Origin of the sequence: Agromyces sp. NPDC057679, assembly GCF_042799635.1 — a bacterium.
GTDB lineage: Bacteria > Actinomycetota > Actinomycetes > Actinomycetales > Microbacteriaceae > Agromyces.
Map to the genome: position 1 here is coordinate 1,157,513 of NZ_JBHVIK010000001.1, position 26,276 is coordinate 1,183,788.

Here is a 26,276-nt window from a genome sequence, read left to right on the forward strand (position 1 = left end):
GCGAGCGTACGCTGGGAGGCGTCGAAGGGGGCTCCGATGAACGCGACGGTCGGCGAACGCCTCGTCATCCACGGCAAGCAGGTCGGCCAGCCCGGCCGCCACGGCGAGATCCTCGAGGTGCGCGGCGAGAACGGCGGGCCGCCCTATCTCGTGCGATTCGACGACGGCCACGAGACGCTGCTCTTCCCGGGCGCCGACTGCGAGATCGAGCACGCCGAGCAGTGACCCGCGGCGCGCTAGCGTGGAGGGCATGTTCCACTCCTATGCGGCGATCGGCGACAGCTTCACCGAGGGCGTCGGCGACGAGCTGCCCGACGGCAGCGTGCGCGGCTGGGCCGACTTCGTCGCCGTCGGCCTCGCGAAGGCCGCACGCGAGCCCATCGGCTACGCCAACCTCGCCATCCGCGGCCGCAAGCTCGGCCCCATCATCGACGAGCAACTCGACGCGGCGATCGCGCTGAAGCCCGAGCTGCTGAGCTTCAACGGCGGCGGCAACGACATGCTGCGCCCTCGCATGGACGAGCAGGCGACGGCGATCCGCTTCCGCGAGGCGATCCACCGCATCCGCGAGGCCGGCATCCACGTGCTCATGCTGAGCGGGGCGAACCCGACCGACCACCTGCCGATGGGCCGCGTGTTCGACACCCGCGGCGCCCGGCTCACCGCCGCCCTCGTCGACCTCGGCTCGCTCGAGGGCGTCACCTTCGTCGACAACTTCAACGACCGAGGGCTCCGCGACATCCGCTACTGGTCGCCCGACAAGCTGCACCTGAACGCCCTCGGCCACGCGCGCGTCGCATCGAACGTGCTCACCGCGCTCGAGGTTCCGGTGCCGCCCGAGTGGGGCGTCGAGGAGGTCGCCGCCGCGCCTGCCGGGCCGCGCAGCCGCAACACCGCCGCGTACTACCGCGAGTTCGTGCTGCCCTGGATCGGGCGCCGGCTCACCGGTCGCTCGTCGGGCGACGGACGGATCGCGAAGCGGGCGACGCTCGAGGCGGTCGACGCCGACGCGATGCGCTGAGGCGCGGCCGCAGGCGCACGGCCGCAGGCGCACGGCCGCAGGCGCGGCCGCGTGCGAACCGGCAACCGCGACCGTCGGCGCGCGCCCGCTACGCCCCGAGCACGTCGGCCACGAAGGCCCGGGTGCGCCGCGCGAGCCCCTCGATGCGCTCGAGCTCGTGCACGCTCGGCAGGACCTCGGACGGCGCAGGCGGACGTCCCAGCCGCACCGTCTCCTGGCAGGCGAGGTCGCCGCAGATGTAGGTGCCGACGCTGTCGCCGCGGGCTCCCGCCGCACCCGAGCGGCGGGCGGAGAACAGCGAGACCTGGTCGCCGGGCTGGTGGGTGTGGCAGAGGTTGCAGACGGCGGCGCGGTGCCGCGAGCCGGTGCGCTCGGCGCTGCGCAGCACGATGCCGGCGGGCTCGCCGTCGAGTTCGGTGACGAGGTATCCGCGCGAGGCGATGCGCGGATCGCGCCACGCGAACGCGTCGAGATGGGCCCATTCCGTGACGAAGAACGTCACCGGCAACGTGAGCTGCTCGAGCTCGGAGGCGTCGGCGTTGCCGAGCGCCGCCCGGACCTCGGACTCGACCAGCGGCTGCATACGGCTCCCCTCGTGCGACTTCCAGTCTACGAACGGGCTCGTGCGACGGGGCATCCCTAGCGCGCGACCGGGCGGTTCGACCACTCCTCGTAGGTCATCCGATCCGACTCGGGCGGGTCGATGAGCACGAGCTCCCAGGTGACGCCCTCGCTCTCGGCCGACCACGAGATGACGACCACGTCGCGTTCCCCCATACCGTCGGGCCGGTGCCGCCCGAGTTCGGTGGCCGCGTACTGCACCATGATGCCGTGCTCCTCGAAACGTGCCCGCGAGGCGCATTCACCGCGCTCGACGAGGCTCGTGCCCACCGGCACGACCGAGAGGCAGACCTGGTCGATCCCGTTGAGGTAGGCCCAGAAGCCACGGCCGAGCACCTCGTCGATGCGGCGCACCGTGTCGGCCTGCGCGCCGAGCGCGACGGTGAGGCTCTCGTCGTCGGGCTCCTGCGGGCGGTCGAACACGGCGAGGCCGCGGGGCGGGGTCGCGACCGAGATCACCGCGATCGCGCCGGCCACGGCGAAGCCCGCGAGCACTGCCGCGATGGCGAGCCCGCTCGCGGCGCGAGTGCCGAGGCGGCCCGGCCGTCGGGTACGGGTCGCGGATGCCACGGGGCCTCCGCCGTCCGCTGACCGACCCTCGCCCGCCGCGGCGGGCGCGCCGCCGGTGATGACGCCGCGGTCGGCCGCCGGGTCGGTCCCGGCATCCGTTCGCCCGGATGCCGCGCCGGGCCGCGCTTGGTCGACCCGCTCCTCCTCGTGGGATGCCGCAGTCGCCGCCCGCTCACGCTCGCGTTCATCCGCGAGCCGGGCGAGCTCGGCCTCGACCGACTCGAGCTCGTCGGCGGCGCTCGACGTGAATCCGTCGGGAGTGCCGTAGACGATCCGGCGCAGGGCGTCGGCCCGCGCCTCGAGTTCCGCGTCGTCGCTCGTCAAGGCCCCTCCTGTGCCGACGCTAGTCCGCGGAGTTCCGTTCGAACAGTCCCCCGTCTGCGGCATCCGCGCACTCTTCAGGACGAGCGCGCCGAGGCGCCCTGCACGAGCCCTCTCGTCCGGCTCATCCTGAATTGCGCGGCGCGCGCCCCGCTCCACCCGCACCGCGGGATGAGCCGCCGTCTCAGAAGACCGGGCGAGGCCGATCGTCGACGAGCGGGTGCCATCCCTCGGGGCCGCGGTCGTACGCGTGCGCGGGCCCGTCGGCGAGGAGCTTCGAGAGCGCGGCGAGGAAGCGGTCGACGTCGTCGGCCGACGAGCCCGCGCCGAGGCTCGCCCGCAGCCCGTTGGCACGGGTGGCGACGCGGTCGAAGAAGGGGTGGGCGCAGAACCGTCCGGCCCGCACCGAGATGCCGTGCTCGGCGCCGAGGGCGGCGGCGAGCAGGCCCACCGAGCCGCGCTCGAGCTCGATCGTGGCGATGCCGAGGCGGTCGTCGGCGTCGTCGAACCCGCGCACGACCCGCGCGCCGCGCTGCGCGGCGAGCCCTGAGTGCAGCCGTTCGGTGAGGGCCGCCTCGTGCTCGTCGCGGGCGGCGTCGCCGAGGCGCTCGAGCTCGACGAGCGCGCGGGCGATCGCGGCGATGCCCACGACGTTGGGGGTGCCGGCCTCGTGGCGTGCGGCGCCCTGCTTCCACGCGACGCGCTCGAGGGAGACCGTCTCGACGGCGCCGCCGCCGGCGAGGTGTGCGGGTGCGGCGTCGAGCCAGTCGGACCGGCCGACGAGGGCGCCGGCGCCGAAGGGCGCGTACGCCTTGTGCCCCGAGAAGGCGAGGTAGTCGATGCCGGATGCCTCGAGCGAGACCCGGCGGTGCGGCAGCAGTTGCGCGGCGTCGACGGCGAGACGGGCGCCGTGCGCGTGGGCGAGCGCGGCGAGACGCTCGATCGGCAGCACTTCGCCCGTGACGTTCGAGGCGCCCGTCACCGTGAGGAGGGCGGCGGGACATCGGGCGAGCTCGGCGTCGAGCACGTCGAGGGTCTCGGCGATGGTCGGGCGGGCGACGACGACCCGACGGGCGCCCTCGCGCCAGGGCAGCAGGTTCGCGTGGTGCTCGAGATCGAGCACCACCGTGTCGCCCGGCACGGCCGCCGCGAGCAGGTTGAGCGCATCGGTCGTGTTGCGGGTGAAGACGACGAGGTCGTCGTCGCGCGCCCCGACGTGCCTGGCCACCGTCGCGCGCGCGGCCTCGACGAGGGCGGTGGTCTGCTGCGAGGGGTACCCGGTGCCGCGGTGGACGCTCGCGTAGTACGGCAGCACTTCGACGACGTGCGCGGCGACGGCCGCGAGGGCGGGCGCCGAGGCGGCGGTGTCGAGGTTGACGTGGCGCACGAGTCGGCCGCCGAGCACGGGAACCTCGAGCCCGGCGTCGACGAGCCGTGCGAGCGGGCCGGGGGCCGTGGCATCCATCATCGCCGCCGGCTCCGACGTGCGCGCGATGCGGGCGGCGGTCGACTCGGTGGCGATCACAGGGCTCTCCTCGGTGCGTGGTTCGGACGACGCTACGGATGCCCCTGCGCCGCCTCAACCCTCCGTGACGCGGGCCGTCACGGGCCGCAACAATCGGAAACACGGAGGGTTGAGGCGGCGCCGACGCGACCGCGCCGCGGGCTACTCGGTCGGCGGGTTCGTCGGCTCGCCGAGCGACAGCATGAGCCGGTTCGCCCAGTTGAAGAACGCGGCCGAGTGGATGACGTCGGACACGGCCTGCTCGTCGAATCCGACCTCGCGGAGCGCGTCGAGGTGCCCGCGCTCGAGCCGGGGCGGCGTGGCCGCGAGCGCGACGGCGGCGTCGATGACGGCCCGCCACGCGGCATCCTGCTCGCCGTCGATGCCCTCGTCGAGCAGCCGCTGCACGTCGTCGTGGCGCTTCGAGTGGTGCGTCGCGAAGCGCGCGTGCACCGAGGCGCAGAAAATGCAGCCGTTGAAGCGGCTCGTCGCGGCCGCCGCGAGCTCGCGCTCGGCGCGGGGCAGGCCGTCCTTCGCGTTGTAGAAGATGTCCTTGTCGGTGAGGGTTCGCGCCTTCAGGATGTCGGGGTCGCGCGCGAGCAGCCGGAAGTAGTCGCTCTTCGCCCGCGCCCGGTCGACGAGCCCGTCGTACTGGCGCTCGGTGAGCTCCGCCTCGTCGGCCGGTTCGAGCCAGGGCACCCAGCCGAGCTCGGCCTGGGTGAAGACCTCTGGGGTGGATGCGTCGGGGTGCCCGAGCACTCGGGCGGCCTCGTGCGTGGCGTGGTCGGTCATGCTGCGTCCTCCGTCGTGAGGAGTCGGAGCCCGGCGGCGACGCGCAACTGGAACGCGAGGAACGACACGAGCTGGGAGAGGGTGACGATGCCGTCGCTCGACCAGCCGGCGGCGGCGAGCGCGGCGAGCGCCTCGGGCGAGGCCTCGCGCGGGCGGAACACGAGCAGGTGCGCGTGCTCGAGGGCGGCGATGGTCCGGTCGCCGAGCACCGCGCGGGCCGGGTCGTCGGACGCGACGGCGAGCCGGAGCCCGTCGCGGTTCTCGGCGGCGAGCGGGGCGGTCGGGTAGTCGCCGTACGGTCCGGTCGTGCGCACCGAGGCGGCGAGGTCGGCCACGGCGTCGGCGAGGGCGTCGCCGGTGTCGTCGCCCGCGCTGCGGGTGAGCGCTCCGTAGTGGGCGGTCGCCACCTCGTCGTCGTGCAGGATCGCGACGAACTGGGCGACGGCGGCGCGTTCGGCGAGGGTCGCGTGCGTCTCGTCGATCGCGGTGAAGAGGGCGTCGTAGCTCGCCTGGGCGTTGTCGCGGGTCGCAGGGCGGTGTCGGCGCAGCGCGTCTGCGGCGGCGCCGGGCGTCACCCCCGCGAGTCGGTCGATGAGGTCGGTCATGTCGGTGCCTTTCTGTCGTCGGTGTCGGTGTCTGGGCCGACGGGCTTCACCGGGCGGAGGTTCCCTCCGCGGCCGGTGTGGTCATGTGGTCGTGTGGTCGCACCGGGTGTGGTCATGTGGTCGTGTGGTCGCGCTCCCGGAAGGCCACCTCCCGCTCCCGGACGGGTCCGCGGGCGGACTCGCTTGCCGACCGCGCCCGGTCAGCGGGCGAGCGCGGGTGTGCTGGCTCCCCACCCGAGCGCCGGCGCGACCTCGCGGGCGATGAGCTCGATCGAGCGCAGCACGAGCTCGTGCGGCGGGTCGACCGAGTGCACCTGGAACGCGACCTCGCTCGCCTGCGCGGCGACCGCGTCGCGCGAGAGCGACTCGATCACCTCGTCGACGGTGCCGACGTGCGTGTCGTACGCGGCGATGAGGTCGTCGAGGGTGTCGCCGTGCGGCGCCTGCCCCATTCGGGTGAAGCCGACCGCGGCGCGACGCAGCCCGACCTCGGCGTAGCGGCGGGCCTCCTCGCGCGAGTCGGCGACGAAGAGGGTGCGCGAGGCGAGGATGCGCGGCGGCACGCCGTGCGGCAGGGCCTCGAGGTACGCGTCGACGACCGGCTGCTGTACGTCCGAGAGGCGCGCGCGGGGGGCATCCGATGATCTCGGCTGGGTGCGCGAGAGCATCAGGCCGTGACCGGCGCGACCGGCGCGCGTGCCGCCGAAGGGTGAGAACGTCGCCTGCCAGACGCGGCCCAGCAGGTCGCGGCCGGGCGGCTGCAACCGGTTCGCGTCGTCGCCGAGCGCTCCGCCGGCGAGCGCCGCGACGAGGGAGTCGATCTTCTCGCCGAAGACGCGGCCCCGGTCCTCGGAGACCTCGCCGAAGGCGAGGAAGGAGGCCGGCGTCGACCCCGAGCCGAGCCCGAGCTCGGCACGGCCGCCCGAGACGAGGTCGAGCACGACCGCATCCTCCGCGACCCGCACCGGGTCCTCGAGGGGCAGCGTCACGACCCCCGTGCCGAGCCGGATGCGCGAGGTCTGCGCGGCGACGTTCGCGAGGAACACGAACGGCGACGGCAGCCCGCCCTCGGCGGCGTGGAAGTGATGCTGCGCGACCCAGGCCGAGTCGAAGCCGTGGCGCTCCGCGGCGACGATCTGCTCGGTCGCGATGCGGAAGCGCTCGGCGGGGCCGGCGTCGTCGAGCAGGCGGGTGAAGAATCCGATGCGGGTCATGCGAGGGCCTTTCCTGAGGAGACGGCGAATGAGACGGTCGAGTCGAGCGCGTCGGGAGCGGTGGGTGCATCGTGGTCGTCGGCGGCGGAGCCGGCCGCGTCGAACCGCACCGCCCGCCGGGGCACCGCGGCGAGGAGTTCGCGCGTGTACTCGTGCTGCGGCGCGTCGAACACCTGCTCGGTCGCCCCCTGCTCGACGACGCGGCCGCGCCGCATCACCGAGACCGAGTGGCTGATGCGCGCGACGACGGCGAGGTCGTGCGAGATGAACAGGTAGCTGAGCCCGAGCTCCTCCTGCAGGCGTTCGAGGAGCTCGAGGATGCGCGCCTGCACGGTGACGTCGAGCGCCGAGACGGCCTCGTCGAGGATGACGAGCTCGGGCTCGGGTGCGAGCGCGCGTGCGATCGCCACTCGCTGACGCTGCCCACCCGAGAGCTCGGCGGGCCGCCGGCCGGCGACGTCGGCGGGCAGCGCGACCCGCTCGATGAGGTCGCGTGCCGTCTCGGCCCGGCTGCGCCGGTCGCCGATGCCGAAGTTCCGCAGCGGCTCGGCGATGATCTCGGCGATGGTCTGCCGCGGGTCGAGCGAGGCGAACGGGTTCTGGTAGACGAGCTGCACCCGTCGACGGAACTCCCGCTTCGCGGCGCCCGCCAGCGCGGTGACGTCGAGCGACGGCGCGCCGCCGCGGGCACCGAGCGCGACCGTGCCCGCGTCGGGCTCGACGAACCGCGCGATGATGCGCGCCGTCGTCGTCTTGCCCGAACCCGACTCCCCCACGATCGCGTGCGTCGTGCCGCGCAGCACCTGGAACGAGACGTCGTCGACCGCGCGGAACGGCTCGCGCCCCCGGCCGAGCGAGAACGCCTTCACGAGCCCGGATACCTCGAGCACGAACGGGTTCTCGGCCGCGGCCACCCCGGGGTCGCGCAGGTACAGCGGCGGACGGGGGTGGCGGAACGGATGCTCGGCGAGCCCCGGGGCATCCGCCAGCAACCGGCGCGTGTACGCCTCGACGGGGGCGTCGATGAGCTGCTCGGTGCCGCCCTGCTCGACGACGCGGCCGTGCTGCATGACGACGACGCGCTCGGCCCGCTCGGCGGCGACGCCGAGGTCGTGGGTGACGAGCAGCACGGCCGTGCCGCGCTCGCGGCGCAGTTCGTCGATGAGGTCGAGGATGCGCCGCTGCACGGTGACGTCGAGCGCGCTCGTCGGCTCGTCGGCGATCACGAGCTCGGGCTCGAGCGCCACCGCGTTCGCGATGAGCACCCGCTGGCGCATGCCGCCCGACAGCTCGTGCGGGTACTGCTTGGCGCGCAGCGCCGGGTCGTCGAGGCCGACGCGGTCGAGCAGTTCGAGCACGCGGCCACGGATGCTCCGGCGATCGCCCCGGCCGTGGATGCGGAAGGTGTCGGCCAGCTGCACGCCGATCGGCCGCACGGGGTTCAGCGACGAGACCGGGTCCTGCGGGATGTATCCGATGCGGGCGCCGCGCACCGACTCGAGCCGGCGGTCGCTCCAGCCGGCGAGGTCGGTGCCCGAGAGGCGGATCGCGCCGCCCTCGATGCGGCCGCCGCCGGGTAGCAGCCCGAGCACGGCGCTCGAGGTGGTCGTCTTGCCCGAGCCCGACTCGCCGACGAGGGCGACGACCTCGCCGGGCGCGACCTCGAACGAGACGTCGTGCACGACGCGGCGGAGTCCGTCGCGCCCGCTGTAGGCGACGTCGAGGTGCTCGATGGTGAGCAGGGGTGCGGCGTTCGCGGTCATCGGGTCCTCCCGAGGGCGTGGCTGATGCGGTTGGCGCTGAGCACGACGGCGACGACGACGAGGCCGGGCAGCACGGTCAGCCACCATGAGGTCGCGACGTAGTTGCGCCCCTCGGCGATGAGCAGGCCCCACTCGGGCGTCGGCGGCGGAGCGCCGTAGCCGAGGAACCCGAGCGTCGAGATCGCGAGGATCGCGGTGCCGAACTGCAGCGCCGCGAGCCCGACGACCGAGGTGAGCGAGTTCGGCAGCACGTGCCGGAACAGCACGGTGTGCAGCCGTGCCCCTGAACCGATCGCCGCCTCGACGTAGTCGGCCTGCCGCACCCGCACGACCTCCGAGCGCGAGAGCCGGGCGAAGGCGGCGATGGAGCCGACGCCGACGGCGATCGCGGCGTTCACGGTGCCGAAGCCGAGCAGGATGATGATGCTCAGCGCGAGCAGCAGCCCGGGGATCGCGAGCAGCACGTCGACGAGCCGCATGACGACCGCGTCGACGGCGCCGCCGAGCGAGCCCGCGAGCACGCCGAGCAGGGTGCCGCCCACGAGGCCGACGGTGACGGCGACGAACGCGCCCGACAGCGAGTGCACCGCGCCGTACACGACTCGGGTGAAGAGGTCGCGGCCGATCGCGTCGGTGCCGAAGAGATGCGCGGCGCTCGGAGCCTGCAGCTTGTCGGCGGGCACGCCCGCGAGCGGGTCCTGCCCGGTGAACAGCCACGGCACGAGCGCCCACGCGATCGCGACGGCGATCACGATCCAGGCGATCACCAGGCCGGGCCGGATGCCGCGGAGCCGGCGGATTCCGTCTGCAGACCGGGCGGCGCTCGCCGACCCCGGCCGCTCGAGCACGTCGACGCTCACGCTGCCACCGCCTTCCGCTTGAGCCGCGGATCGAGCACCGGGTACACGAGGTCCACGGCGAGGTTCACGATGACGAACACGAGCGCGGCGAGGATGACGATCGCCTGCAGCACCGCGACATCCTGATTGGCGACGGCCTGCTCGGTGAGCCGGCCGATGCCCGCCCGCCCGAAGACCGTCTCGGTGACGACCGCGCCGCCGATGAGTTCGCCGATGAGCACGCCCGCGATGGTGATCGTCGGCAGGGTGGCGTTGCGGGCGACGTCGCGCCAGAGCACGCGGGCCGGGCTCGCGCCCTTCGCCCGCACGACCGCGACGAACGGCGACAGCTGCACCTCGTCGATCGCCCGGGCGAGGATCTGGGCGAGCGGCGCCGAGATCGGGATGGCGAGGGTGAGCACCGGCAGGATCAGCGCCTGCGCGGGGTCGGCGCCGATGACCGGCACGAGCCGGAGCTGGAACGAGAACACCTGGATCAGCACGATGCCGAGCCAGAACACCGGCACCGAGACGAACACGCCCGGCAGCGAGCGCAGCGCCTGCCGCAACCAGCCGAACGGGGCGAGCGTCGAGAGGAAGGCCAGGGCGACGGCAAGCACGACGGCGACGAGGAAGCCGAGCCCGGCGAGCACGAGCGTCTCGGGCAGTGCAGAGCCGATGAGTTCGTGCACCGGGGTGCCGTACTGCACCGAGGTGCCGAAGTCGCCCGCGAGGAAGCCGGTGACGGTGTGCAGGTACTGCTGCCAGACCGGCACGTCGGCGCCGTAGCTCTGGCGGATCTCGGCGATCTGCTCGGGCGAGAGCCCCAGCTCGGGGCTCTCGAACTTGATCAGGATCGCGTCGCCCGGCAGCGCCTGCAGCAGCACGAAGGTCGCCGTGAACGCGATCGCGAGCACGAGGAGCGCCTGCCCTGAGCGGCGTGCGAGGTAGGCCATCGTTCTCTCCTTCCGTTCTGTTCGCGTGAGGGGGCCGCGGCGGTCGAGCGGCCTTCGTGGGGCCGCCCGACCGCCGAGCGCTTCGCTACTGCTTCGCGACCCAGGTGTCGTAGAACAGCGGACGGGCGACCGCCTCGGTCGTGAAGCCGTGCACGTACGGCGCGGCGCCGTAGACCTGCGGCTCCTCGAACAGCGGGATCACGTACGCCTGCTCGGTGAGGTAGTCCTGCACGGCGACGGAGGCGTCGTCGCGCTTCGCGGGGTCGGGCTCGGATGCCACAGCGAGCAGCAGCTCATCGAGCTTCGCGTCGTCGGAGAGCAGGGTGTTGCGGTTCTTCGTGAAGTACTGGCTCTTGATCACGTCGTTGTCGGCGCGTCCGACCATCGAGTGGTAGAGCGGCGTCTTCAGCGGGTCGAGGATGTCCTCGGCGTAGCTGCCCGCGTCGGCGGCCTTCACGTTGAGTTCGACGCCGATCTTCGCGAGCTGCTGGCTCACGAGTTCGAGCGTCTGCTTCGAGAGCGGCTGCGGCTTGGCCTCGTAGACGGTGAGCGAGAGGCGCTCGCCGTCCTTCTCGCGGATGCCGTCGGCACCGGGTGTCCACCCGGCCTCGTCGAGCAGCTGCTCCGACTGCTCGGGGTCGAAGGCGAGCGCCGCCGACTCATCGGTGTAGCCCTTCGCCGTCGCGGCGAGCTGCGAGGTCGCGACCGGGTAGTTCTCGGTGAAGATCGTGTCGACGACCTCTTGGGCGTCGACGCCGTGCACGAGCGCCTGGCGCACGCGCAGATCGCTCAGCAGCGGGTTGGTGAACCGCAGCCCGAGCGAGTTGTTGACGCCCCGGGTGGGGGCGGCGACGATCTCGAAGCCGGCGTCCGCGACCTGGGCCTCGTCGAAGGCCTGCACGTAGCGGATGACGTCGGCCTGACCCGCGAGCAGCGAGCCGATGCGCACGCTGTCCTCGGGGGTGACGATGAGGTCGATGGCGTCGAGGTACGCCCGGCCCTGGTGTTCGAACGAGGGCGGCGCCCAGTCGTAGTCCTCACGGGCCTCGAGGTGCAGCGAGGTGCCGATCTCCTCCTCGGTGACGACGAAGGGCCCGGAGCCGACGATCTCGGTCGACGAGCCCGCGCCCCAGTCCTCGAGCTTGCGGTCGAGGGTCTCGGGCGAGACGAGCCCCGAGTTGATCGTCGAGGTCGCCTGCAGGAACCCGGGTGCGGGCGCCGAGAAGGTGAAGGTCACCGTGTCGGCGTCGACCACCTCGCTCGCGGCGTAGTTGTTGATCGCCTCCGAGACGGTGAGGCCGAGCGCCTCGTCGCCGAGGCCGTAGGTGTCGAAGTTCTTCGCGACGGCGGCGGCGTCGAGCGGCGTGCCGTCCGAGAAGGTGACGTCGTCGCGGAGCTCGAAGGTGTACTCCGTGGCATCCTCGTTGACCGACCACTCGGTCGCGACCCACGGCTCGATCTCGAGGGTCTCGGGGTCCTGCCAGGTGAGGCGCGCCGTGATGTTGTTCACGATGCCGCCGTTCGGGTAGAAACCGGCCTGCGGCGGGTAGAGCGTCGTGTGGGGCTGGTGCTCGAGGTAGGTGAGCGTGCCGCCGGTGACCGGGTCGCCGGCCGCGTCGGCCGTGCCCTGCGCGCCCTGCCCGGCGCAGGCGGCCAGGAGGCCGGTCGCGGCGAGCGCGGCGACGCCGGCGGCGATCAGTCGCGTGTTCTTCGTGGACATGTGCTGTGGTTCCTTCGGTTCGGAATCGAGACGTTCGGCCCCTGGGTGCGGGGTGTGATCGTCGAAGCTACGGATGCCCCGCGCCCGTCTCAACCACCCCTCGACGCCGGCCGTCACCGCGGGAAACCGGCGGCAACGGGGCGTCACCGGGCGTCACGTGCACGTTCTCGGGGCGGGCCAGGCCGAGGTGGTCGCGCAGCGTCTCGCCCTCGTACTCGGTCGGGAACGCCCCTCGCCGCTGCAGCTCGGGAACGACCCCGAGGGCGAACGCCTCGAACTGCGTGGGCTGGATCGCGGAGAGCACGTTGAAGCCGTCGACGGCGCCCGCGTCGCCCCACGCCTCGAACTCGGTCGCGATGTCCTCGGCGGTGCCGACGATCATCGACGCGTTCACCGAGGCGGCCACGACGAGGTGGCGGAGCGTCGGCGGCCGTTCGCCCGAGGGGTTGCGCCCGGTGCGCTCGGCGACGATCTCGACGAGCTCCTGGCCGGGTGCGCTGAACTCGGCGACGATCGCCGGGGTGACCGCGCGATCGGGCGACAGTCCAGAGACATCCACCCCGAGGAGTGTTGAGAGCTGCGCGAGCGAGCGGTTCGCGGGGAATGCCGCCGGCGGCCCGTCGGGCCAGTCCTCGGCGATCTGCACGAGCTCGCTGAGCTCGTCGGCGATGGACTGCGCGTGCTCCCGGGTCTCGCCCACGATCGGCAGCACGGGCGCGATGACCTTCAGCGTGCGGTCGTCGCGACCCGATTCGAAGGCGAGCGCCCGCAGCTCCTCGCGCACCTGCACGGCGTGGTCGAGGTCGCTGACCGCGACGAGTGCGAGGTCGGCGTTCTGCGCGGCGAACAGGCGCGAGCGCGGCGAGGTGCCGGCGTGCACGATCGGCAGGTGCCCCTGCACGGGCCGTGCGACGTTCAGGGGCCCGGTCACGCTCAGGTGCTGGCCGTTGAAGTCGGTGGCGTGCAGCTTCGTCGGGTCGATGAAGACGCCGGCCGCGGCATCCGCGACGATCGCGTCGTCCTCGAAGGAGTCCCAGAGGCGGCGCAGCACGTGCTCGAACTCGACCGCGCGGTCGTAGCGGGTCTCGTTGGCGGCGTGGAAGTCGCGCCCGTGGTTGCCGGCCGCCCGCGGTTCGGCGCCGGTCACGAGGTTGAGCCCGGCGCGACCGCCGCTCAGGAGGTCGACCGAGGCGGTCGCCCTGGCCAGCGTGAACGGGTCGGAGTAGCTCGTGTTCGCCGTCGCGATGAGGCCGATGCGCTCGGTGACGCCCGCGAGGTACGTGACCGCCGACAACGGGTCGATGCGGGCCACGAGGTACGGATCGCGGAACTCGAGGTCGTGCCCCGTCGCGAGCCAGTCGCCGAAGAACAGGTAGTCGAGGCGCGCCTGCTCGGCGACCTCGGCCGTGCGGCGCAGCACCGCGGCATCCCCCCGCGGATCTCGATGCGCCCCCGGATACCGCCAGCCCGAGGGGTAGGCGCCGATCGCCCTGACCATTGCGCCGATGATGAGTCGTGTCATGTTTCGACCTCCCGGAGACCGACGCTAGGGAGGGCGATCGGATGCCGCGAGCCCACCCGTCACACGGGGGAACCGGGTGTCACACGGGGACTGCGGGCGTCACATGACGGGGTGCTCACCAGGTCGCGACGTACTCCGAGACTCGGTCGGGCAGCGTTCCCCGCACCACGGGGGCACCGCGCTGCACCGCCTGCCCGATGCGCTCTCGCAGCTGCGGCGACGCGATCCGGTAGTCGACGAAGTCGCCGTCGCTCGCGTACACCCCGATCGGCAGCGTCAGCGCCTGGAAGAACGAGAACAACGGGCGGAACTGGTGCTCGATGATGAGCGCGTGCCGGTCGCTGCCGCCCGTCGCGGCGAGCAGCACCGGCTTGTCGATGAGCGAGTACTGCCCGACGAAGTCGAACACGTGCTTGAAGAGCCCGGTGAAGCTCGCCCGGTAGACGGGGCTCGCGACGATGAGCAGCGTCGCCGACTCGATCCGGCGGATCGCCGCCTCCGCGGTCGGGCTCAGCTCGTCGCGCCGGAGCGCACCGCTGAACTCGCGCCCGATCTCGCCGAGCTCGATGAGGTGGGTCTCGACCTCGACACCGGGCTGCGCGGCGAGCGCGACCGCGAACTCCTCGAGGATCTCGCGGACGAGCACGGTGGTCTTGGACGGGCTGTGCAGGCTGCCCGAGACGGCGACGAGCGAGACGTGGTGCGACATGCCTCGACGCTAGGCAGGGCCCGGGGATGCCGCGACCGCACGGGTCACACGGCGGAACCGGCCGTCACGCGGCGGAACGCCCGGTCACACGAGGTCATGCGGGCGCGGTGCGCCGGGCGGGCTCGCGCGGCGATCTCCGACAGGATGGCGCCGAACCCAATGCTCGAGGAGATCGTGTGTCGTCGAAGAAGGACCGGAACGCCCTGCCGTCGTGGGGCAGCGAGCTCTGGCTGAGCCGCGCGCAGCGCCGCTTCATCGGCGTCGTCACGACGATCACGGTCGTCGTGGCGCTCATCGCTTGGGTGCTGACGCTCACCCCGTGGCCGTCGGCACTCGCCATCCGCGGGCTGTTCGAGCGCGGCGGGGCCGAGACCGCGGCCGAGATGCGGCGACACGTGCCCGACACCCCGCTGAACGCGCTCCTCGACGAACACGTCGGCGGCGACCCCGACGCCGACATGCGCTACGACGTGTTCTCCCCCGCCGACGGCGGCGACGAGCCGCTGCCGACGGTCGTCTGGGTGCATGGCGGCGCCTGGATCTCGGGCTCGTCGACCGACGTCGATCCCTACCTGCGGATCCTCGCGGGCGAGGGCTACACGACGGTCGGCCTGAACTACGGGCTCGGCCCCGAGTCCACCTACCCCACCGCAGTGCACCAGCTCAACGACGCGCTGCTCGAGCTCGACGCGCGCGCCGACGACCTCCGCATCGATCGCGACCGGATCGTGCTCGCGGGCGACTCGGCGGGCGCGCAGCTCGCGAGCCAGCTCGCGACGCTCAGCACCAACCCCCGCTACGCGGAGCTCATGGGCATCGACCCGGCGCTCGACGCCGACCAGCTCGCCGGCGTGGTGCTGAACTGCGGTGTCTACGACCTCGACGCGATGTCGGAGCTCACCGGCATCGGCTCGTGGGGGCTGAAGGCGGCGCTCTGGGCGTACACCGGCACCCGCGACTGGTCGCAGGAGTCGCCCGGTTCGACGATGTCGACCATCGACTACGTCACCGCCGAGTTCCCGCCGACGTACATCTCGGGCGGCAACGGCGACGCGCTCACCTGGATCCAATCGCTGCCGATGCGCGACCGGCTCGTCGAGCAGGGGGTGGAGGTCACGGAGCTCTTCTGGCCGGCCGCCCATGAACCGGCGCTGCCGCACGAGTACCAGTTCCACCTCGACCTCGGCGAGGCGCAGGTCGCCCTCGACGAGACGCTCGGGTTCCTCGCCGAAGTCGCTCGCTGAGGCGGAACGCCGGCTGACGACGCGTCACGAACGTGCAACTCAGGAGTCGGAGCGGGAGGCACCGGCAGCGGTGACCACCCGACCCGCCACGGCGCGCACGAGCGGCACGAGCCCGAGCAGCAGCAGCGCGCCGAGCGCGTAGCCGGCGAGGTCGAGCGGGTCGAACGAGCTGCCGAAGACGAGCCGCAGCGGCGGCACGGCGTCGACGATCCGCGACGGGAGGCCGGTGAGCTGGAGCAGCTCGACCGCCGCCGAGACCCCGAACCCGGCGACCGCGACGACCCACGCCGGCAGGCTCGGCCGCACGGTCGCGATCACGAGTCCGACGAGGCACGCGTAGAGCGCGCTGCCGGCCAGGTCGATCGCGACCGTGCGGGCGAACATCTGCAGGCCGAGGCCCACGAGCAGCACGACCGCAGCGGTCGCGGCGTACGCCAGTCGCGTGCGCCGGTCACCCGCCGCGCGGCTCACTCGTCGCGCGGGCCCTTGTGGCGCGGCTTGCGGGCCGGGCGGTCATCGCCCGAGTCGCCCGCACGGTCGTCGTGACGCGGCCGGTCGTCGCGGTCGTCGCGACGCGGCCGGTCGTACCGGTCGTCACGACGCGGACGGTCGTCGCGCTGGTATCGCCCACCGCCGCCGCGGCCGTCACGGTCGCGGTCACCGCGGCGGGGCGCACCCCGGTCGGGTCGCAGCTCGATGAGGCGTCCCGAGATGCGGGTGCCGTCGAGGCGCTCGAGCGTCTCGCGGGGCAGGTCGGCCGGCAGCTCGACGAGCGAGAACTCGGGCTTGATCTGGATCGCGCCGAAGTCGTCGCGGTTCAGGCCGCCCTCGTTCGCGAGGGCGCCGACGATCTGGCGCGGTTCGACCCGGTGGCGTCGGCCGACCGCGATGCGGTAGGTCGCCATCGGCACACCGCTGCCGCGCGGGCGGCGGGCGGGGCGGTCGTCGCGGTCGTACCGGTCGCCGCTGCGTCCGCGGTCGTCGCGCCGGTCGTCGCGATCGCGTCCTCGGTCGTCGCGGCGCTCGCGGTCGAAGCGCGCGGGCCGCTCGGGCTCGGGCTCGAGCAGCAGCGGCGACTCGCCCTGGGCGACCACGGCGAGCGCGGCGGCCACGTCGACCTCGGGCACGTCGTGGTGTCGCAGGTAGTGGGCGATGATGTCGCGGAAGCCCTCGATGCGCTCGTTCTGCTCGAGCGCCGCAGTGATGCGGTCGTCGAAGCGTGCGAGCCGGGTCACGTTGACGTCGTCGACGCTCGGCAGAGTCATCGGGGTCATCGGCTGCTTCGTCGTCTTCTCGATGCGAGCGAGGAGGCTGCGCTCGCGCGGGGTGACGAAGCTGATCGCGTCGCCCGTGCGGCCGGCGCGGCCGGTGCGGCCGATGCGGTGCACGTACGGCTCGGGGTCGGTCGGGATGTCGAAGTTGACGACGTGCGAGATGCGCTCGACGTCGAGGCCGCGGGCCGCGACATCCGTGGCGACCAGGATGTCGAGCTTGCCGCTCTTCAGCTGCTCGACGGTGCGCTCGCGCTGGGCCTGGGCGACGTCGCCGTTGATCGCGGCGGCCGCGTATCCGCGAGCGCGCAGCTTCTCGGCGAGCTCTTCGGTGACGTTCTTCGTGCGGACGAAGATGATCATGCCCTCGAAGTTCTCGACCTCGAGGATGCGGGTGAGCGCGTCGACCTTCTGCGCGTACGAGACGATGAGCGAACGCTGCGTAATGTTCGCCGAGGTCTGCGTCTTCGTCTTGACGGTGATCTCTTCGGGGTCGTGCAGGTACTGCTTCGACATGCGGCGGATCGCGGCCGGCATGGTCGCCGAGAACAGGGCGACCTGCTTGTCGTCGGGGGTGTCGGCGAGGATCGTCTCGACGTCTTCGGCGAAGCCCATCTTGAGCATCTCGTCGGCCTCGTCGAGCACGAGGTACTTGAGCTCCGAGAGGTCGAGCGTGCCCTTGTCGAGGTGGTCCATGATGCGACCGGGCGTGCCGACGACGATGTGCACGCCGCGGCGCAGCGCCGAGAGCTGCACGCCGTAGCCCTGGCCGCCGTAGACGGGCAGGATGTGCACGCCCCTCAGGTGCGCGGCGTACTTCTCGAACGCCTCGCACACCTGCAGCGCGAGTTCGCGGGTGGGGGCGAGCACGAGCGCCTGCGGCGTCTTCTGCGAGAGGTCGAGGCGGGCGAGGATGGGCAGCGCGAAGGCGGCGGTCTTGCCGGTGCCGGTCTGGGCGAGGCCGACGACGTCGCGCCCCTCGAGCAGGGTGGGGATGGTCGCGGCCTGGATCGCGGAGGGGGTCTCGTAGCCGACGTCGTCCAGGGCCTTGAGCACCGCCCCGTCGAGACCGAGGTCTGCGAATGTCGTCGCGGCGGGCTCGTCGGGAGCCGCGGCCGGGGCGGGAAGTTCTTCAGAAGTCACGCTTCAGGGTAGTCCCCGGTGCTGTGAAAGGCCCGGTGGATGCCGCGGGGTGCCGCCGGGACGGCGGTCTGCGCGGCCCGTGGTCGCCGTCAGCCCTTGGGCTTCTTCGGCCCCTGCCCGCGGCCGGGGTGGTCGTCGTCGGTACTGGGGTCGGGCTCGGGTTCGGGCTCGACGACGGGGTCGTCGACAGGCTCGTCGGGTTCGTCGGCGACGGGTTCGTCGGTCGGTTCGATCGGGACCGCCGTGGGCTCGGGGGGTGCGGGGGTCGACGTCGGCAGCACCGGCGGGAACGCCTGCGAATTCGCCGGGGCGCTCGGGGTCGGCCGGGGCGTCTCGAGTTCGGACGACGCCTCGGTGCCGGGTGCGCCGGCGCTCCCGGCCTGGATGACGGCGGCTCCGCCGGCGATGATCCCGATCGAGAGGAGCGCGGCCGCGCCGGTGAGCGCCACGGCACGGTGCGCGGATGCCCAGGAGGTGACCGCGGCGACGGCCGGCGCCGATCGGCGCGCGAGGGCATCGACCACGGCCGCGAGGAGGGCGGTCGCCTTGGCGAGCGGCGAGGCGGGGACCGCAGGCGGGGCGGCGCGGCGGCCGCGGGGGCGCGTAGGGGTGGGCTGCTCGCCCGTTCCGTCGCTCACCTCGACCTCGATTCCTCGGTGGCCCGCGTTCGGGGGCCGCATTCGAGGATAGATGCCGAGGCCGCCGTGCGCATCCCGACGAGTCGGCCGCGAGGTCAGCCCGAGACGATGAGCGAGTAGAGCAAGGTGCCGAACTCGGCCAGGAGCACCATCGCCCCGGCCGTCGTGCCGATCGCACCGTAGACGCGCGTCGGACCGCCGCGCAGGCAGGCGGTGATGCCCACCGCGATCGCCGTGAGCGCGAGCACCACCATGATCGCCGAGACCACGAGCGACGACGTCGCGATGGCCCCGATGTCGCTCGATCTCAGGGCGGAGGCCGTGATGATCACGCCGACGAGGTCGAACACGACGAGCACGATGGCCAGGACGAAGGCGACGATGCCGATCGCGTCGACGCGGGCCGGGGCGGCGTGCGGTGCCGGGTGCGGGGCGGCCGGTGAGGCGGCGTGCGGGGCGCTCATCCGGCCACACTAGCGGGGCGGTCACGGCGGCGACAGGATCCCGGGTGCCGCCGAGGCTCGCGCCCTGCTAGTCTTCCCACTGGTTTCAACGTTGAAATCGTAGAGAGCCGAGGACATGACGACCCGAACCCGACCCCGTGGCATCCCGACCGCCGCCGCAGCGGACGCCCCCGCACTCGGCCCCCGAACCTGGGCCGCGGTCATCCTCATCGGCCTCGTCGGTCAGCTCGCCTGGGTGATCGAGAACATGTACCTCAACCTGTTCGTCTACGAGACGGTCTCGACCGACCCCGGCGTCATCGCGTGGATGGTCGCGGCGAGCGCGATCGCGGCGACGGTCGCGACGCTCGTCGTGGGTGCCTGGTCAGACCGGCTCGGTCGCCGTCGCGAGCTCATCGCGGGCGGCTACCTCGCGTGGGGCGCGGTGACCGCGGCCTTCGGCCTCGTCGGCGCGCCGGATGCCGCGGCGGAGGCCGCCCCCGTGCTCATCGGGGCGGTCGTCGCGATCATCGCGCTCGACTGCGTCATGAGCTTCGTCGGCTCGGGCGCGAACGACGCGGCCTTCGCCGCCTGGGTCACCGATTCGACGGTGCCCGCGAATCGCGGCCGGGTCGACGGCTGGCTCGCGACGATGCCGCTCGTGGCGATGCTGCTCGTCTTCGTGCTGCTCGACCCGATGACCCAGGCCGGCCAGTGGCCCGCCTTCTTCGCCCTCATCGGCGGCGTCACCGCCGCCACCGGCGTCGCCGCGTGGTTCCTCGTCCGCGACCGGGGCGTCGCGCCCCGCGAGCAGCGCGTGCTGCGCGCGGTCGTCGACGGCCTCCGCCCGGCGACCGTCCGACGCGAGCCGGCGCTCTTCCTCACCCTCGCGATCTGGTGCGTCATCGGCATCAGCTCGCAGGTGTTCATCCCCTTCGTGCTCATCTACCTGCGCTACTCGCTCGCGCTCGAGGCCTCGGCGATCGCCCTCGGCATCGTGCTCGTCCTCGCCTCGGCGCTCAGCGTCGTCGGCGGGCGCGTGATGGATCGGGTCGGCAAGGAGCGCTTTCTGCTGCCCGCGGTCGGGGTCTTCGTCGCCGGCCTCGTCGCGATGACCTTCGTGCGCGACTTCGCCTGGGTGGTCGTCGCGGCGACGTTCATGATGGCCGGCATGATGGCCTCCATCGCCGCGGTTTCCGCGATGACCCGAGACCAGACGCCGGCCGACCGGGCGGGCGGCGTGCAGGGCGCCCGCATGATCTCGGCGGTGATGCTGCCGATGGTGATCGGCCCCGCGATCGGCGCCGCCGTCATCTCGGGCGCCGCGCACAGCTACGTCGAACTCGGGCGCGAGCACCCCGTGCCCGGTCCCGAGATCTTCCCCGTCGCCGCCCTCGTGCTCGTCGCCGTGCCGGTGCTGGCCGCCTTGCGCACCCGCGTGCTGCGGCGCGCGGCTGCAGGTGCGGCTGCGGTCGACCCCGCCTCGTCCGAGGAGACCCGCGCGTGAGCCGCCGCACCCCCTGGGCCGACGGCCTCGACCCCGACGCGGTCCTGCCCGAGTACCCGCGACCGCAGCTCGCCCGCGACAGCCACCTGAACCTCAACGGCTGGTGGGACCACGCGTTCACCGCCGACGGCCGGCCGCCGAGCAGCTGGGACGGCCGCATCCTCGTGCCCTTCTCCCCCGAGGCCGAGCTGTCTGGCGTGGGGCGGCAGCTCCAGCCCGGCGAGCACCTCTGGTACCGGCGCACCGTCCGCCTGCCCGCGGGGTTCCTCGTCGATCGGGTGCTGCTGCACTTCGGCGCCGTCGACCAGCGCTGCCGGGTCTTCATCGACGGCGTCGAGCTCGGCACGCACGAGGGCGGCTACCTGCCGTTCTCGATCGACGTGACCGAGGCGCTCGCCGACGGCGAGGCTCACGAGCTGACCGTCGACGTCGTCGACCCGAGCGACACCTCGTACCACTCGCGCGGCAAGCAGTCGCTGAAGCGGGGCGGCATCTGGTACACCGCGCAGTCGGGCATCTGGCAGACCGTCTGGATGGAGTCGGTGCCCGCGCTCCACGTGCGGCAGCTCGAGCTGCGCCCGCGCCTCGACGACGAGACGATCGAGGTCGTCGTCGAGGCATCCGTGCCCGATGCCGTCGTCGCCGGCGAGCCGCCCGTCGCGACCGTCGTCGTGCGCGCCGACGGTCGCGAGCTCGCCCGCGCCGAGGGCCCGGCGGGGCACCCGCTCACGATCCCGATTCCCGGCGCCCGTCGCTGGAGCCCCGACGACCCGTTCCTCCACGACGTCGAGGTGCGACTCGGCGACGACCTCGTGCAGAGCTACGTCGGCATGCGCTCGGTCGGCGTCGCCCCCGACGCGTTCGGGCGCCCGCGGCTCATGCTCAACGGCGAGCCGGTGTTCCACGCGGCGGTGCTCGACCAGGGCTACTGGCCCGAGGGCCTCTACACGCCGCCGTCCGACGAGGCGATGGTGCACGACCTCGTCTCCATGAAGTCGCTCGGCTTCAACGCGGTGCGCAAGCACATCAAGATCGAGCCGCTGCGCTGGTACCACCACTGCGACCGGCTCGGGCTGCTCGTCTGGCAGGACATGGTGAACGGCGGTCGCCGCTACGACCCGGCCGTCATCACGCTGCCGGTGAAGCTGCCGTTGCGGCTCAGCGACCATCGCCACCGACGCTTCGGCCGGCAGGATGCCGCGGGGCGGGCCGAGTTCACCGCCGAGCTCGGGGCGACGGTGCGACTGCTGAAGAACGCGCCGAGCGTCGTCGTGTGGGTGCCGTTCAACGAGGGGTGGGGGCAGTTCGACGCACTCGCGGCCGTCGACCGGGTGCGGGACCTCGACCCCGACCGGATCGTCGACCATGCGAGCGGATGGCACGACCAGCGCGGCGGCGACCTCGAGAGCCTGCACGTGTACTTCCGGAAGCTGAAGCCCGGGCGTCGCTGGGGCCGTGACGGGCGCGCCGTCGTCGTCTCGGAGTACGGCGGCTACAGCCTGCGCCTGCCGGGTCACGAGTTCGGCCCGCGCGAGTTCGGCTACCGGCGCTACCGCAGCATCGACGCGCTCACCGAGGGATTCGTCGAGCTGCACCGTTCCGAGGTGCTGCCCGCGATCGCGGCAGGACTCTCCGGCATCGTGTACACGCAGCTGTCCGACGTCGAGGACGAGCTCAACGGCCTGCTCACCGCCGACCGCACCGTCGTGAAGGTCGACGCCGACCGGGTGCGCGACGTCATCGGCGAGCTGTTCGCCGAGTTCGCCGCGGTCACGGCGCCGGCCGTGGCATCCCCGACCGCGCCGACGCCCACCCGCCCCGCCCGCTGAAACCCGACCCGAGAACGGAACCCCATGGCCCGCACCATCGTCGAGCGCGAGCTCACCGCCCCCGTCGCCCTCTGCGGACCCGACGGCCGCCTGAACCGCGACGCCGTCGGCTGGACGCGGACGCCGCTGCACGACACCTCGGGCATCGACGGCCGCCGGGTGTGGGGCCGCAACAAGCGCTGGGAGTACTGGGCGATCACCACCCCGACCCACCTCATCGCGCTGACCGTGTCGTCGATCGACTACGCGGCGGTGCATGCGATCCTCGTGCACGACCGCCGCGACGGCTCGACGATCGACCGTTCCGCGATCGCCCCGTTCGGCTCGAGCGCCACCCTGCCCGCCTCGCTCGGCGACGGACCGGCGCGTGCCCGCACCTCGTCGATCGAGATCGACATCGACGAGCTCGAGGGCCCGGTCTCCTCGTCGTGGCCCGACGGCACGGCCACCCGGCTCCGCGGCACCGCCGAGGGCGTGCGCCTCGAGATCGACGCGCACCGGCCCGCCGGGCACGAGAGCCTCGGCGTCGTCGTGCCCTGGTCGGACCGTCGGTTCCAGTACACGGTGAAGGATGTCGCGCGCCCGGCGAGCGGGTGGCTCGAGGTCGGCGGCGACGGCGACCGTCCGGTCGAGCGCATCGAGCTGCCCGAGGGCGAGAGCTGGGCGGTGCTCGACCACGGTCGGGGCCGCTGGCCGTACAGGATGATCTGGAACTGGGGCGCCGCCTCGGGCCGCGTCGACGGCCGCACGATCGGCCTGCAGCTCGGCGGCAAGTGGACCGACGGCACCGGCTCGACCGAGAACGCCGTCGTCGTCGACGGACGGCTGCACAAGATCGGCGACGAACTCGACTGGGAGTACGACGTCGACGACTGGCTCGCCCCGTGGCGAATCCACGGCGAGCACGTCGACCTGCGGTTCGAGCCCTTCTGGGATCGGGTGAGCGCGACCGAGCTCGTCGTGTTCGGCTCGCACGGGCACCAGTGCTTCGGCCACTACTCGGGCTGGGTCGACGCCGGCGGCGAGCGCATCGAGGTCACGGGCCTGCTCGGTTGGGCCGAGGACGTCAGGAACCGCTGGTGAGCGCGCGTCGCTCGGCCGGTCCGACCCTGAAGGACGTCGCGGCGATCGCCGGCGTCTCGTACCGCACGGTGTCGAACGTCATCAACGGGCGGGTGCCCGTGAGCGAGGCGACCCGCGAGCGGGTCGACGCGGCGATCGCCGAGCTCGGCTACCGCCCCCAGCTCGCCGCCCGCCAGCTGCGGATGGGGCGCAGCAACTTGATCACGCTCTCGGTGCCGTTCCTCTCGCTGCCGTACTTCGCCCAGCTCGCGCATGCCGTCGTCGGGGCCGCCGAGCAGGTCGGCTACGACGTCGTGGTCGACGAGACGCACGGCGATCCCGAACGCGAACTTCGCGCGGCCGCCGGATTCCAGACCCTCCTCACCGACGGCATCCTGCTGAGCCCCATGTCGCTCGACGACGCGGGGCTCGTCGCCGCGCGCGGGCGAACGCCGCTCGTCGTCCTCGGCGAGCGCATCCGCGCCGCCCGCGTCGATCGCGTCGTCGTCGACAGCGTCACCTCGTCGCGGGATGCCGCGGCCCACCTGATCGCGTCGGGCCGCCGCACCCTCGGCTTCCTCGGCACGGTTCCGGATGCCTCGATCGGCGCCGCGGCCGCCGACCTCCGCCTCGAGGGCTTCCGATCGGCGCTGCGCGCGGCGGGGCTCGAGGCGAAGCCGCAGCACGTCCTCGAGGTGTCCCCGTGGGACCCGGCGTCACCCGACGGCGACTACTCGCGCGAGGAGGGGTACGCCCGGGTGCGGGCGCTGCTCGATGTCCGGCGTGGCGAGGCGGGCCGGCTCGACGGCCTCGACGGCCTCGTCTGCGCGAACGACCTGCTGGCGATCGGCGCGCTGCGCGCCTTCCGCGAAGCGGGCGTCGAGGTGCCCCGCGAGGTCGCGGTGGTCGGCTGGGACGACTCCCCCGAGTCGGCGTTCGCCGCACCGTCCCTCACGAGCATCGCCCCCGATCTCACCGAGCTCGCGCGGCTCGCCGTGGCATCCCTGCTGCGCCTCGTCGACGACCCGCACTCGCCGCCGCGCGTCGAGCAGGCGCCGTATCGGCTCGTGGTGCGCGAGTCGGCGCCGGGCGCAGCATCCCGCTCGGGCTTTTCGACGTAGTGTAGAAATATGTCTCGCGCGACGCTCGCCCTCCGCCTGCTGCTGCCCGCCTTCCTCATCGGCGCGATCGTCGCGATCTCGTTCCTCGAGGCACCGCTCAAGTTCCAGGCGCCGGGCATCACCATCCCGCTGGGGCTCGGCATCGGCCGCCTCGTCTTCACCGCGCTCAATGTGCTGACGGGCGTCGCGCTCGCCGTCCTCACCCTCGTGAGCCTCCGCCGACCGCGCGCCGGGCGCGCGCCGCTCGTCCTCCTCGGCGCTGTCTGGCTCGTCTACCTCGTCGAGATCGCCGTCATCCGCCCGGTGCTCAACCGGCGCAGCGACCTCGTCATCGCCGGCTCCGAGGCGCCCGGCACCGACTGGGCGCACTACGCCTACATCGCCGCGGAGGTCACGGTGCTGGCGCTCCTCGTCGCGCTCGTCGTCGTGACGGTGCGAGAGGTGCTGCCCACCCGCGACGAGCTTGCCGCGCGCAAGGTCCCCTCGGCGGTCTGAACCGGCGCCCGGCCGCTCACGATGGCCGATGCCTCGGTCGCGGCGTCATCACGGCCGGCCTCATCGTGATCGCGATCGTCGCCCTCATCGACTGGCGTTTCAGAAGCGACCGCGCCGCAAGTCGCCGCAGTATTCAGGACCAGCCCGATGACAGGTCCGGTGAGCGGCCTGTCGGACCGCTCATCCTGAATTGCGCGGTGCGAGTGCGGGCGCCCGCCTCAGCGCCGCTGCAACCGAGCCCTCAGCCCGCCGTCGAGGCCCGCACGACGAGCTCGGGCTGGAAGACGACCTGCTCGGGGGTGAAATCGGCGTCGTCGGCTTCGCGCAGCAGCAGATCGACGGCCGTGTGCCCGATGAGGGCGGCGGGCTGGCGGATCGACGACAGCGGCACCACCGCGGCCGCGGCGAAGTCGATGTCGTCGTAGCCGATGAGCGCGATGTCGCCGGGCACGCGGGCGTCGCCGCGCATCACGAGCGCCTGCAGCACGCCCATCGCGAGGAGGTCGTTCGCCGCGAACACGGCATCCGGTCGCTCGTCGACGGGACGGGCTCGCAGCACCTCCCCCGCGGCACGCCCCTGCAGCACGGTGAGGTTCTCGGTGGGGACGATCTCGAGCGAGGCATCCGGCACCTCGGCGATCGCCCGCCGTGCGCCCTCGATGCGGTCGTCGATCTGCCGGAGGCCGGCAGGTCCGCCCACGAAGGCGATGCGGCGCCGGCCGAGACCGAGCAGGTGCTCGGCGGCGAGCCGGCCGCCGGCGACGTCGTCGACCGAGACCGACGAGAAGCTGCGGTCGTGCACCTGGCGATCGACGAGCACCACGGGCGTGCCGCGCTCGCGCAGCCGCTGCAGGCGGGGCAGGTCGTCGGCGAGCGGGGAGATCAGCACCCCGTGCACGCGCTGCTCCTCGAAGAGGTCGACGTAGACCCGCTCGCGGTCGATGTTCTCGTCGCTCGTGCCGAGCAGCACGGTCAGGCCGGCCTCGGCGGCACGCGTCTCGGCGCCGCGGGCGACATCGGTGAAGAAGGGGTTGCGCACGTCGAGCACGACGAAGCCGATCGACCGGCTGCGCCCGGCCCGAAGCTGTCGGGCCGCGTCGTTGCGCACGAAGCCGAGCTCCTCGATCGCGGCGAGCACCCGTTCGACGGTCGCCGGAGCGACCTTGTCAGGGCGGTTGAGCACGTTCGAGACCGTGCCGACCGAGACGGATGCCGCCGCCGCGACCTCGCGCACACTCACCGCCATCGGACCCCTCGCTTCGATCGCCGCCATCGCTGCCGGTGATGAGACCACCCCGACTCGTCCACCCAGTATCGCGTATCGCGTCGCGAAATGAATCGAATCAATACTGTGACCCGGGAGCAG

At 72.9% G+C, this 26,276-nt stretch carries 25 protein-coding genes; 8 read left to right on the top strand and 17 right to left on the bottom strand.

Annotation, left to right across the window (positions count from 1 at the left end):
• The first annotated feature begins 36 nt into the window (after positions 1-36).
• Entirely contained in the window at positions 37-225 is a 189-nt protein-coding gene (locus ACFVAJ_RS05165; RefSeq protein WP_376941772.1) for a DUF1918 domain-containing protein, read from the top strand.
• Between the two features lie 25 nt (positions 226-250).
• On the top strand, positions 251-1,021 hold the full coding sequence (locus tag ACFVAJ_RS05170; protein ID WP_376941774.1) for an SGNH/GDSL hydrolase family protein: 771 nt from the start codon (positions 251-253) through the stop codon (positions 1,019-1,021).
• A gap of 88 nt (positions 1,022-1,109) precedes the next feature.
• On the opposite strand, the gene ACFVAJ_RS05175 is transcribed toward ACFVAJ_RS05170, so the two are convergent.
• The 12 genes from ACFVAJ_RS05175 to msuE all read right to left on the bottom strand — a co-directional run bounded on the left by ACFVAJ_RS05175 (position 1,110) and on the right by msuE (position 14,157).
• Complete coding sequence (locus ACFVAJ_RS05175; RefSeq protein ID WP_376941776.1) at positions 1,110-1,604, bottom strand: FBP domain-containing protein; 495 nt, start codon at positions 1,602-1,604, stop codon at positions 1,110-1,112.
• A gap of 56 nt (positions 1,605-1,660) precedes the next feature.
• Positions 1,661-2,536 (bottom strand): hypothetical protein, encoded by an 876-nt coding sequence (locus ACFVAJ_RS05180; RefSeq protein WP_376941777.1) that lies wholly within the window; start codon positions 2,534-2,536, stop codon positions 1,661-1,663.
• 181 nt (positions 2,537-2,717) lie between these two features.
• The gene (locus ACFVAJ_RS05185) at positions 2,718-4,058 is read right to left on the bottom strand and encodes an aminotransferase class V-fold PLP-dependent enzyme (protein ID WP_376941779.1); all 1,341 of its coding nucleotides are present in this window, start codon (positions 4,056-4,058) and stop codon (positions 2,718-2,720) included.
• Between the two features lie 141 nt (positions 4,059-4,199).
• Positions 4,200-4,829 carry an alkylhydroperoxidase domain protein gene (locus tag ACFVAJ_RS05190; protein ID WP_376941781.1) on the bottom strand — a complete coding sequence of 210 codons (630 nt, stop codon included), beginning with the start codon at positions 4,827-4,829 and terminating at the stop codon, positions 4,200-4,202.
• Complete coding sequence (locus ACFVAJ_RS05195) at positions 4,826-5,434, bottom strand: CMD domain protein (protein ID WP_376941783.1); 609 nt, start codon at positions 5,432-5,434, stop codon at positions 4,826-4,828. Before ACFVAJ_RS05195 ends, ACFVAJ_RS05190 begins: the two co-directional genes overlap by 4 nt.
• A 200-nt stretch (positions 5,435-5,634) precedes the next feature.
• The gene (locus ACFVAJ_RS05200) at positions 5,635-6,648 is read right to left on the bottom strand and encodes a putative FMN-dependent luciferase-like monooxygenase (protein ID WP_376941785.1); all 1,014 of its coding nucleotides are present in this window, start codon (positions 6,646-6,648) and stop codon (positions 5,635-5,637) included.
• Positions 6,645-8,411: a dipeptide ABC transporter ATP-binding protein gene (locus tag ACFVAJ_RS05205; RefSeq protein WP_376941787.1), complete on the bottom strand. Its 1,767-nt coding sequence runs from the start codon at positions 8,409-8,411 to the stop codon at positions 6,645-6,647. The genes ACFVAJ_RS05200 and ACFVAJ_RS05205 overlap by 4 nt, the downstream gene beginning before the upstream one ends.
• Positions 8,408-9,271: an ABC transporter permease gene (locus tag ACFVAJ_RS05210; protein WP_376941789.1), complete on the bottom strand. Its 864-nt coding sequence runs from the start codon at positions 9,269-9,271 to the stop codon at positions 8,408-8,410. Before ACFVAJ_RS05210 ends, ACFVAJ_RS05205 begins: the two co-directional genes overlap by 4 nt.
• On the bottom strand, positions 9,268-10,206 hold the full coding sequence (locus ACFVAJ_RS05215) for an ABC transporter permease (RefSeq protein WP_376941791.1): 939 nt from the start codon (positions 10,204-10,206) through the stop codon (positions 9,268-9,270). The genes ACFVAJ_RS05210 and ACFVAJ_RS05215 overlap by 4 nt, the downstream gene beginning before the upstream one ends.
• 85 nt (positions 10,207-10,291) lie before the next feature.
• Entirely contained in the window at positions 10,292-11,926 is a 1,635-nt protein-coding gene (locus tag ACFVAJ_RS05220) for a TIGR04028 family ABC transporter substrate-binding protein (RefSeq protein WP_376941793.1), read from the bottom strand.
• A 67-nt stretch (positions 11,927-11,993) separates the two neighbouring features.
• Entirely contained in the window at positions 11,994-13,448 is a 1,455-nt protein-coding gene (locus ACFVAJ_RS05225; protein ID WP_376941795.1) for an NtaA/DmoA family FMN-dependent monooxygenase, read from the bottom strand.
• Positions 13,449-13,563: 115 nt separating this feature from the next.
• Positions 13,564-14,157, bottom strand: coding sequence for an FMN reductase (gene msuE / locus ACFVAJ_RS05230; protein ID WP_376941797.1), 594 nt, complete (start codon positions 14,155-14,157; stop codon positions 13,564-13,566).
• Between the two features lie 176 nt (positions 14,158-14,333).
• On the opposite strand from msuE, the gene ACFVAJ_RS05235 reads away from it, so the two are divergent.
• Positions 14,334-15,401, top strand: a complete 1,068-nt coding sequence (locus ACFVAJ_RS05235; protein ID WP_376941799.1) for an alpha/beta hydrolase — start codon at positions 14,334-14,336, stop codon at positions 15,399-15,401.
• Positions 15,402-15,440: 39 nt separating this feature from the next.
• Here the strand turns inward: ACFVAJ_RS05235 and ACFVAJ_RS05240 are convergent, their stop codons facing one another.
• From ACFVAJ_RS05240 to ACFVAJ_RS05255, 4 genes are all read right to left on the bottom strand, one after another.
• Positions 15,441-15,872, bottom strand: a complete 432-nt coding sequence (locus ACFVAJ_RS05240) for a DUF2809 domain-containing protein (RefSeq protein WP_376941801.1) — start codon at positions 15,870-15,872, stop codon at positions 15,441-15,443.
• The gene (locus ACFVAJ_RS05245; protein ID WP_376941803.1) at positions 15,869-17,815 is read right to left on the bottom strand and encodes a DEAD/DEAH box helicase; all 1,947 of its coding nucleotides are present in this window, start codon (positions 17,813-17,815) and stop codon (positions 15,869-15,871) included. Before ACFVAJ_RS05245 ends, ACFVAJ_RS05240 begins: the two co-directional genes overlap by 4 nt.
• A gap of 89 nt (positions 17,816-17,904) precedes the next feature.
• Positions 17,905-18,453 carry a hypothetical protein gene (locus ACFVAJ_RS05250; RefSeq protein WP_376941805.1) on the bottom strand — a complete coding sequence of 183 codons (549 nt, stop codon included), beginning with the start codon at positions 18,451-18,453 and terminating at the stop codon, positions 17,905-17,907.
• Between the two features lie 95 nt (positions 18,454-18,548).
• Positions 18,549-18,917 (bottom strand): hypothetical protein, encoded by a 369-nt coding sequence (locus ACFVAJ_RS05255; protein WP_376941807.1) that lies wholly within the window; start codon positions 18,915-18,917, stop codon positions 18,549-18,551.
• Positions 18,918-19,032: 115 nt separating this feature from the next.
• On the opposite strand from ACFVAJ_RS05255, the gene ACFVAJ_RS05260 reads away from it, so the two are divergent.
• Genes ACFVAJ_RS05260 through ACFVAJ_RS05280 form a run of 5 tightly spaced genes read left to right on the top strand, consistent with a single transcriptional unit; the run spans position 19,033 to position 24,910 of the window.
• Entirely contained in the window at positions 19,033-20,403 is a 1,371-nt protein-coding gene (locus ACFVAJ_RS05260) for an MFS transporter (protein ID WP_376941809.1), read from the top strand.
• Positions 20,400-22,232, top strand: a complete 1,833-nt coding sequence (locus ACFVAJ_RS05265; RefSeq protein ID WP_376941811.1) for a glycoside hydrolase family 2 protein — start codon at positions 20,400-20,402, stop codon at positions 22,230-22,232. The genes ACFVAJ_RS05260 and ACFVAJ_RS05265 overlap by 4 nt, the downstream gene beginning before the upstream one ends.
• A 24-nt stretch (positions 22,233-22,256) precedes the next feature.
• Positions 22,257-23,315 (top strand): DUF2804 domain-containing protein, encoded by a 1,059-nt coding sequence (locus ACFVAJ_RS05270; RefSeq protein ID WP_376941813.1) that lies wholly within the window; start codon positions 22,257-22,259, stop codon positions 23,313-23,315.
• Positions 23,312-24,415 carry a LacI family DNA-binding transcriptional regulator gene (locus ACFVAJ_RS05275; RefSeq protein ID WP_376941815.1) on the top strand — a complete coding sequence of 368 codons (1,104 nt, stop codon included), beginning with the start codon at positions 23,312-23,314 and terminating at the stop codon, positions 24,413-24,415. The genes ACFVAJ_RS05270 and ACFVAJ_RS05275 overlap by 4 nt, the downstream gene beginning before the upstream one ends.
• A gap of 9 nt (positions 24,416-24,424) precedes the next feature.
• A complete protein-coding gene (locus ACFVAJ_RS05280; protein WP_376941817.1) occupies positions 24,425-24,910 on the top strand; it encodes a hypothetical protein in 486 nt (161 codons plus the stop codon).
• 241 nt (positions 24,911-25,151) lie between these two features.
• Here the strand turns inward: ACFVAJ_RS05280 and ACFVAJ_RS05285 are convergent, their stop codons facing one another.
• Positions 25,152-26,156 (bottom strand): LacI family DNA-binding transcriptional regulator, encoded by a 1,005-nt coding sequence (locus tag ACFVAJ_RS05285; RefSeq protein ID WP_376941819.1) that lies wholly within the window; start codon positions 26,154-26,156, stop codon positions 25,152-25,154.
• Between the last annotated feature and the right edge of the window lie 120 nt (positions 26,157-26,276).

Coding starts and splice junctions, on each gene's coding strand:
- ACFVAJ_RS05165 (WP_376941772.1), top strand. CDS start 37: ATGAACGCGACGGTCGGCGAACGCCTCGTCATCCACGGCAAGCAGGTC.
- ACFVAJ_RS05170 (WP_376941774.1), top strand. CDS start 251: ATGTTCCACTCCTATGCGGCGATCGGCGACAGCTTCACCGAGGGCGTC.
- ACFVAJ_RS05175 (WP_376941776.1), bottom strand. CDS start 1,604: ATGCAGCCGCTGGTCGAGTCCGAGGTCCGGGCGGCGCTCGGCAACGCC.
- ACFVAJ_RS05190 (WP_376941781.1), bottom strand. CDS start 4,829: ATGACCGACCACGCCACGCACGAGGCCGCCCGAGTGCTCGGGCACCCC.
- ACFVAJ_RS05195 (WP_376941783.1), bottom strand. CDS start 5,434: ATGACCGACCTCATCGACCGACTCGCGGGGGTGACGCCCGGCGCCGCC.
- ACFVAJ_RS05200 (WP_376941785.1), bottom strand. CDS start 6,648: ATGACCCGCATCGGATTCTTCACCCGCCTGCTCGACGACGCCGGCCCC.
- ACFVAJ_RS05205 (WP_376941787.1), bottom strand. CDS start 8,411: ATGACCGCGAACGCCGCACCCCTGCTCACCATCGAGCACCTCGACGTC.
- ACFVAJ_RS05215 (WP_376941791.1), bottom strand. CDS start 10,206: ATGGCCTACCTCGCACGCCGCTCAGGGCAGGCGCTCCTCGTGCTCGCG.
- ACFVAJ_RS05220 (WP_376941793.1), bottom strand. CDS start 11,926: ATGTCCACGAAGAACACGCGACTGATCGCCGCCGGCGTCGCCGCGCTC.
- ACFVAJ_RS05225 (WP_376941795.1), bottom strand. CDS start 13,448: ATGACACGACTCATCATCGGCGCAATGGTCAGGGCGATCGGCGCCTAC.
- msuE (WP_376941797.1), bottom strand. CDS start 14,157: ATGTCGCACCACGTCTCGCTCGTCGCCGTCTCGGGCAGCCTGCACAGC.
- ACFVAJ_RS05255 (WP_376941807.1), bottom strand. CDS start 18,917: ATGAGCGCCCCGCACGCCGCCTCACCGGCCGCCCCGCACCCGGCACCG.
- ACFVAJ_RS05260 (WP_376941809.1), top strand. CDS start 19,033: ATGACGACCCGAACCCGACCCCGTGGCATCCCGACCGCCGCCGCAGCG.
- ACFVAJ_RS05270 (WP_376941813.1), top strand. CDS start 22,257: ATGGCCCGCACCATCGTCGAGCGCGAGCTCACCGCCCCCGTCGCCCTC.
- ACFVAJ_RS05280 (WP_376941817.1), top strand. CDS start 24,425: ATGTCTCGCGCGACGCTCGCCCTCCGCCTGCTGCTGCCCGCCTTCCTC.
- ACFVAJ_RS05285 (WP_376941819.1), bottom strand. CDS start 26,156: ATGGCGGTGAGTGTGCGCGAGGTCGCGGCGGCGGCATCCGTCTCGGTC.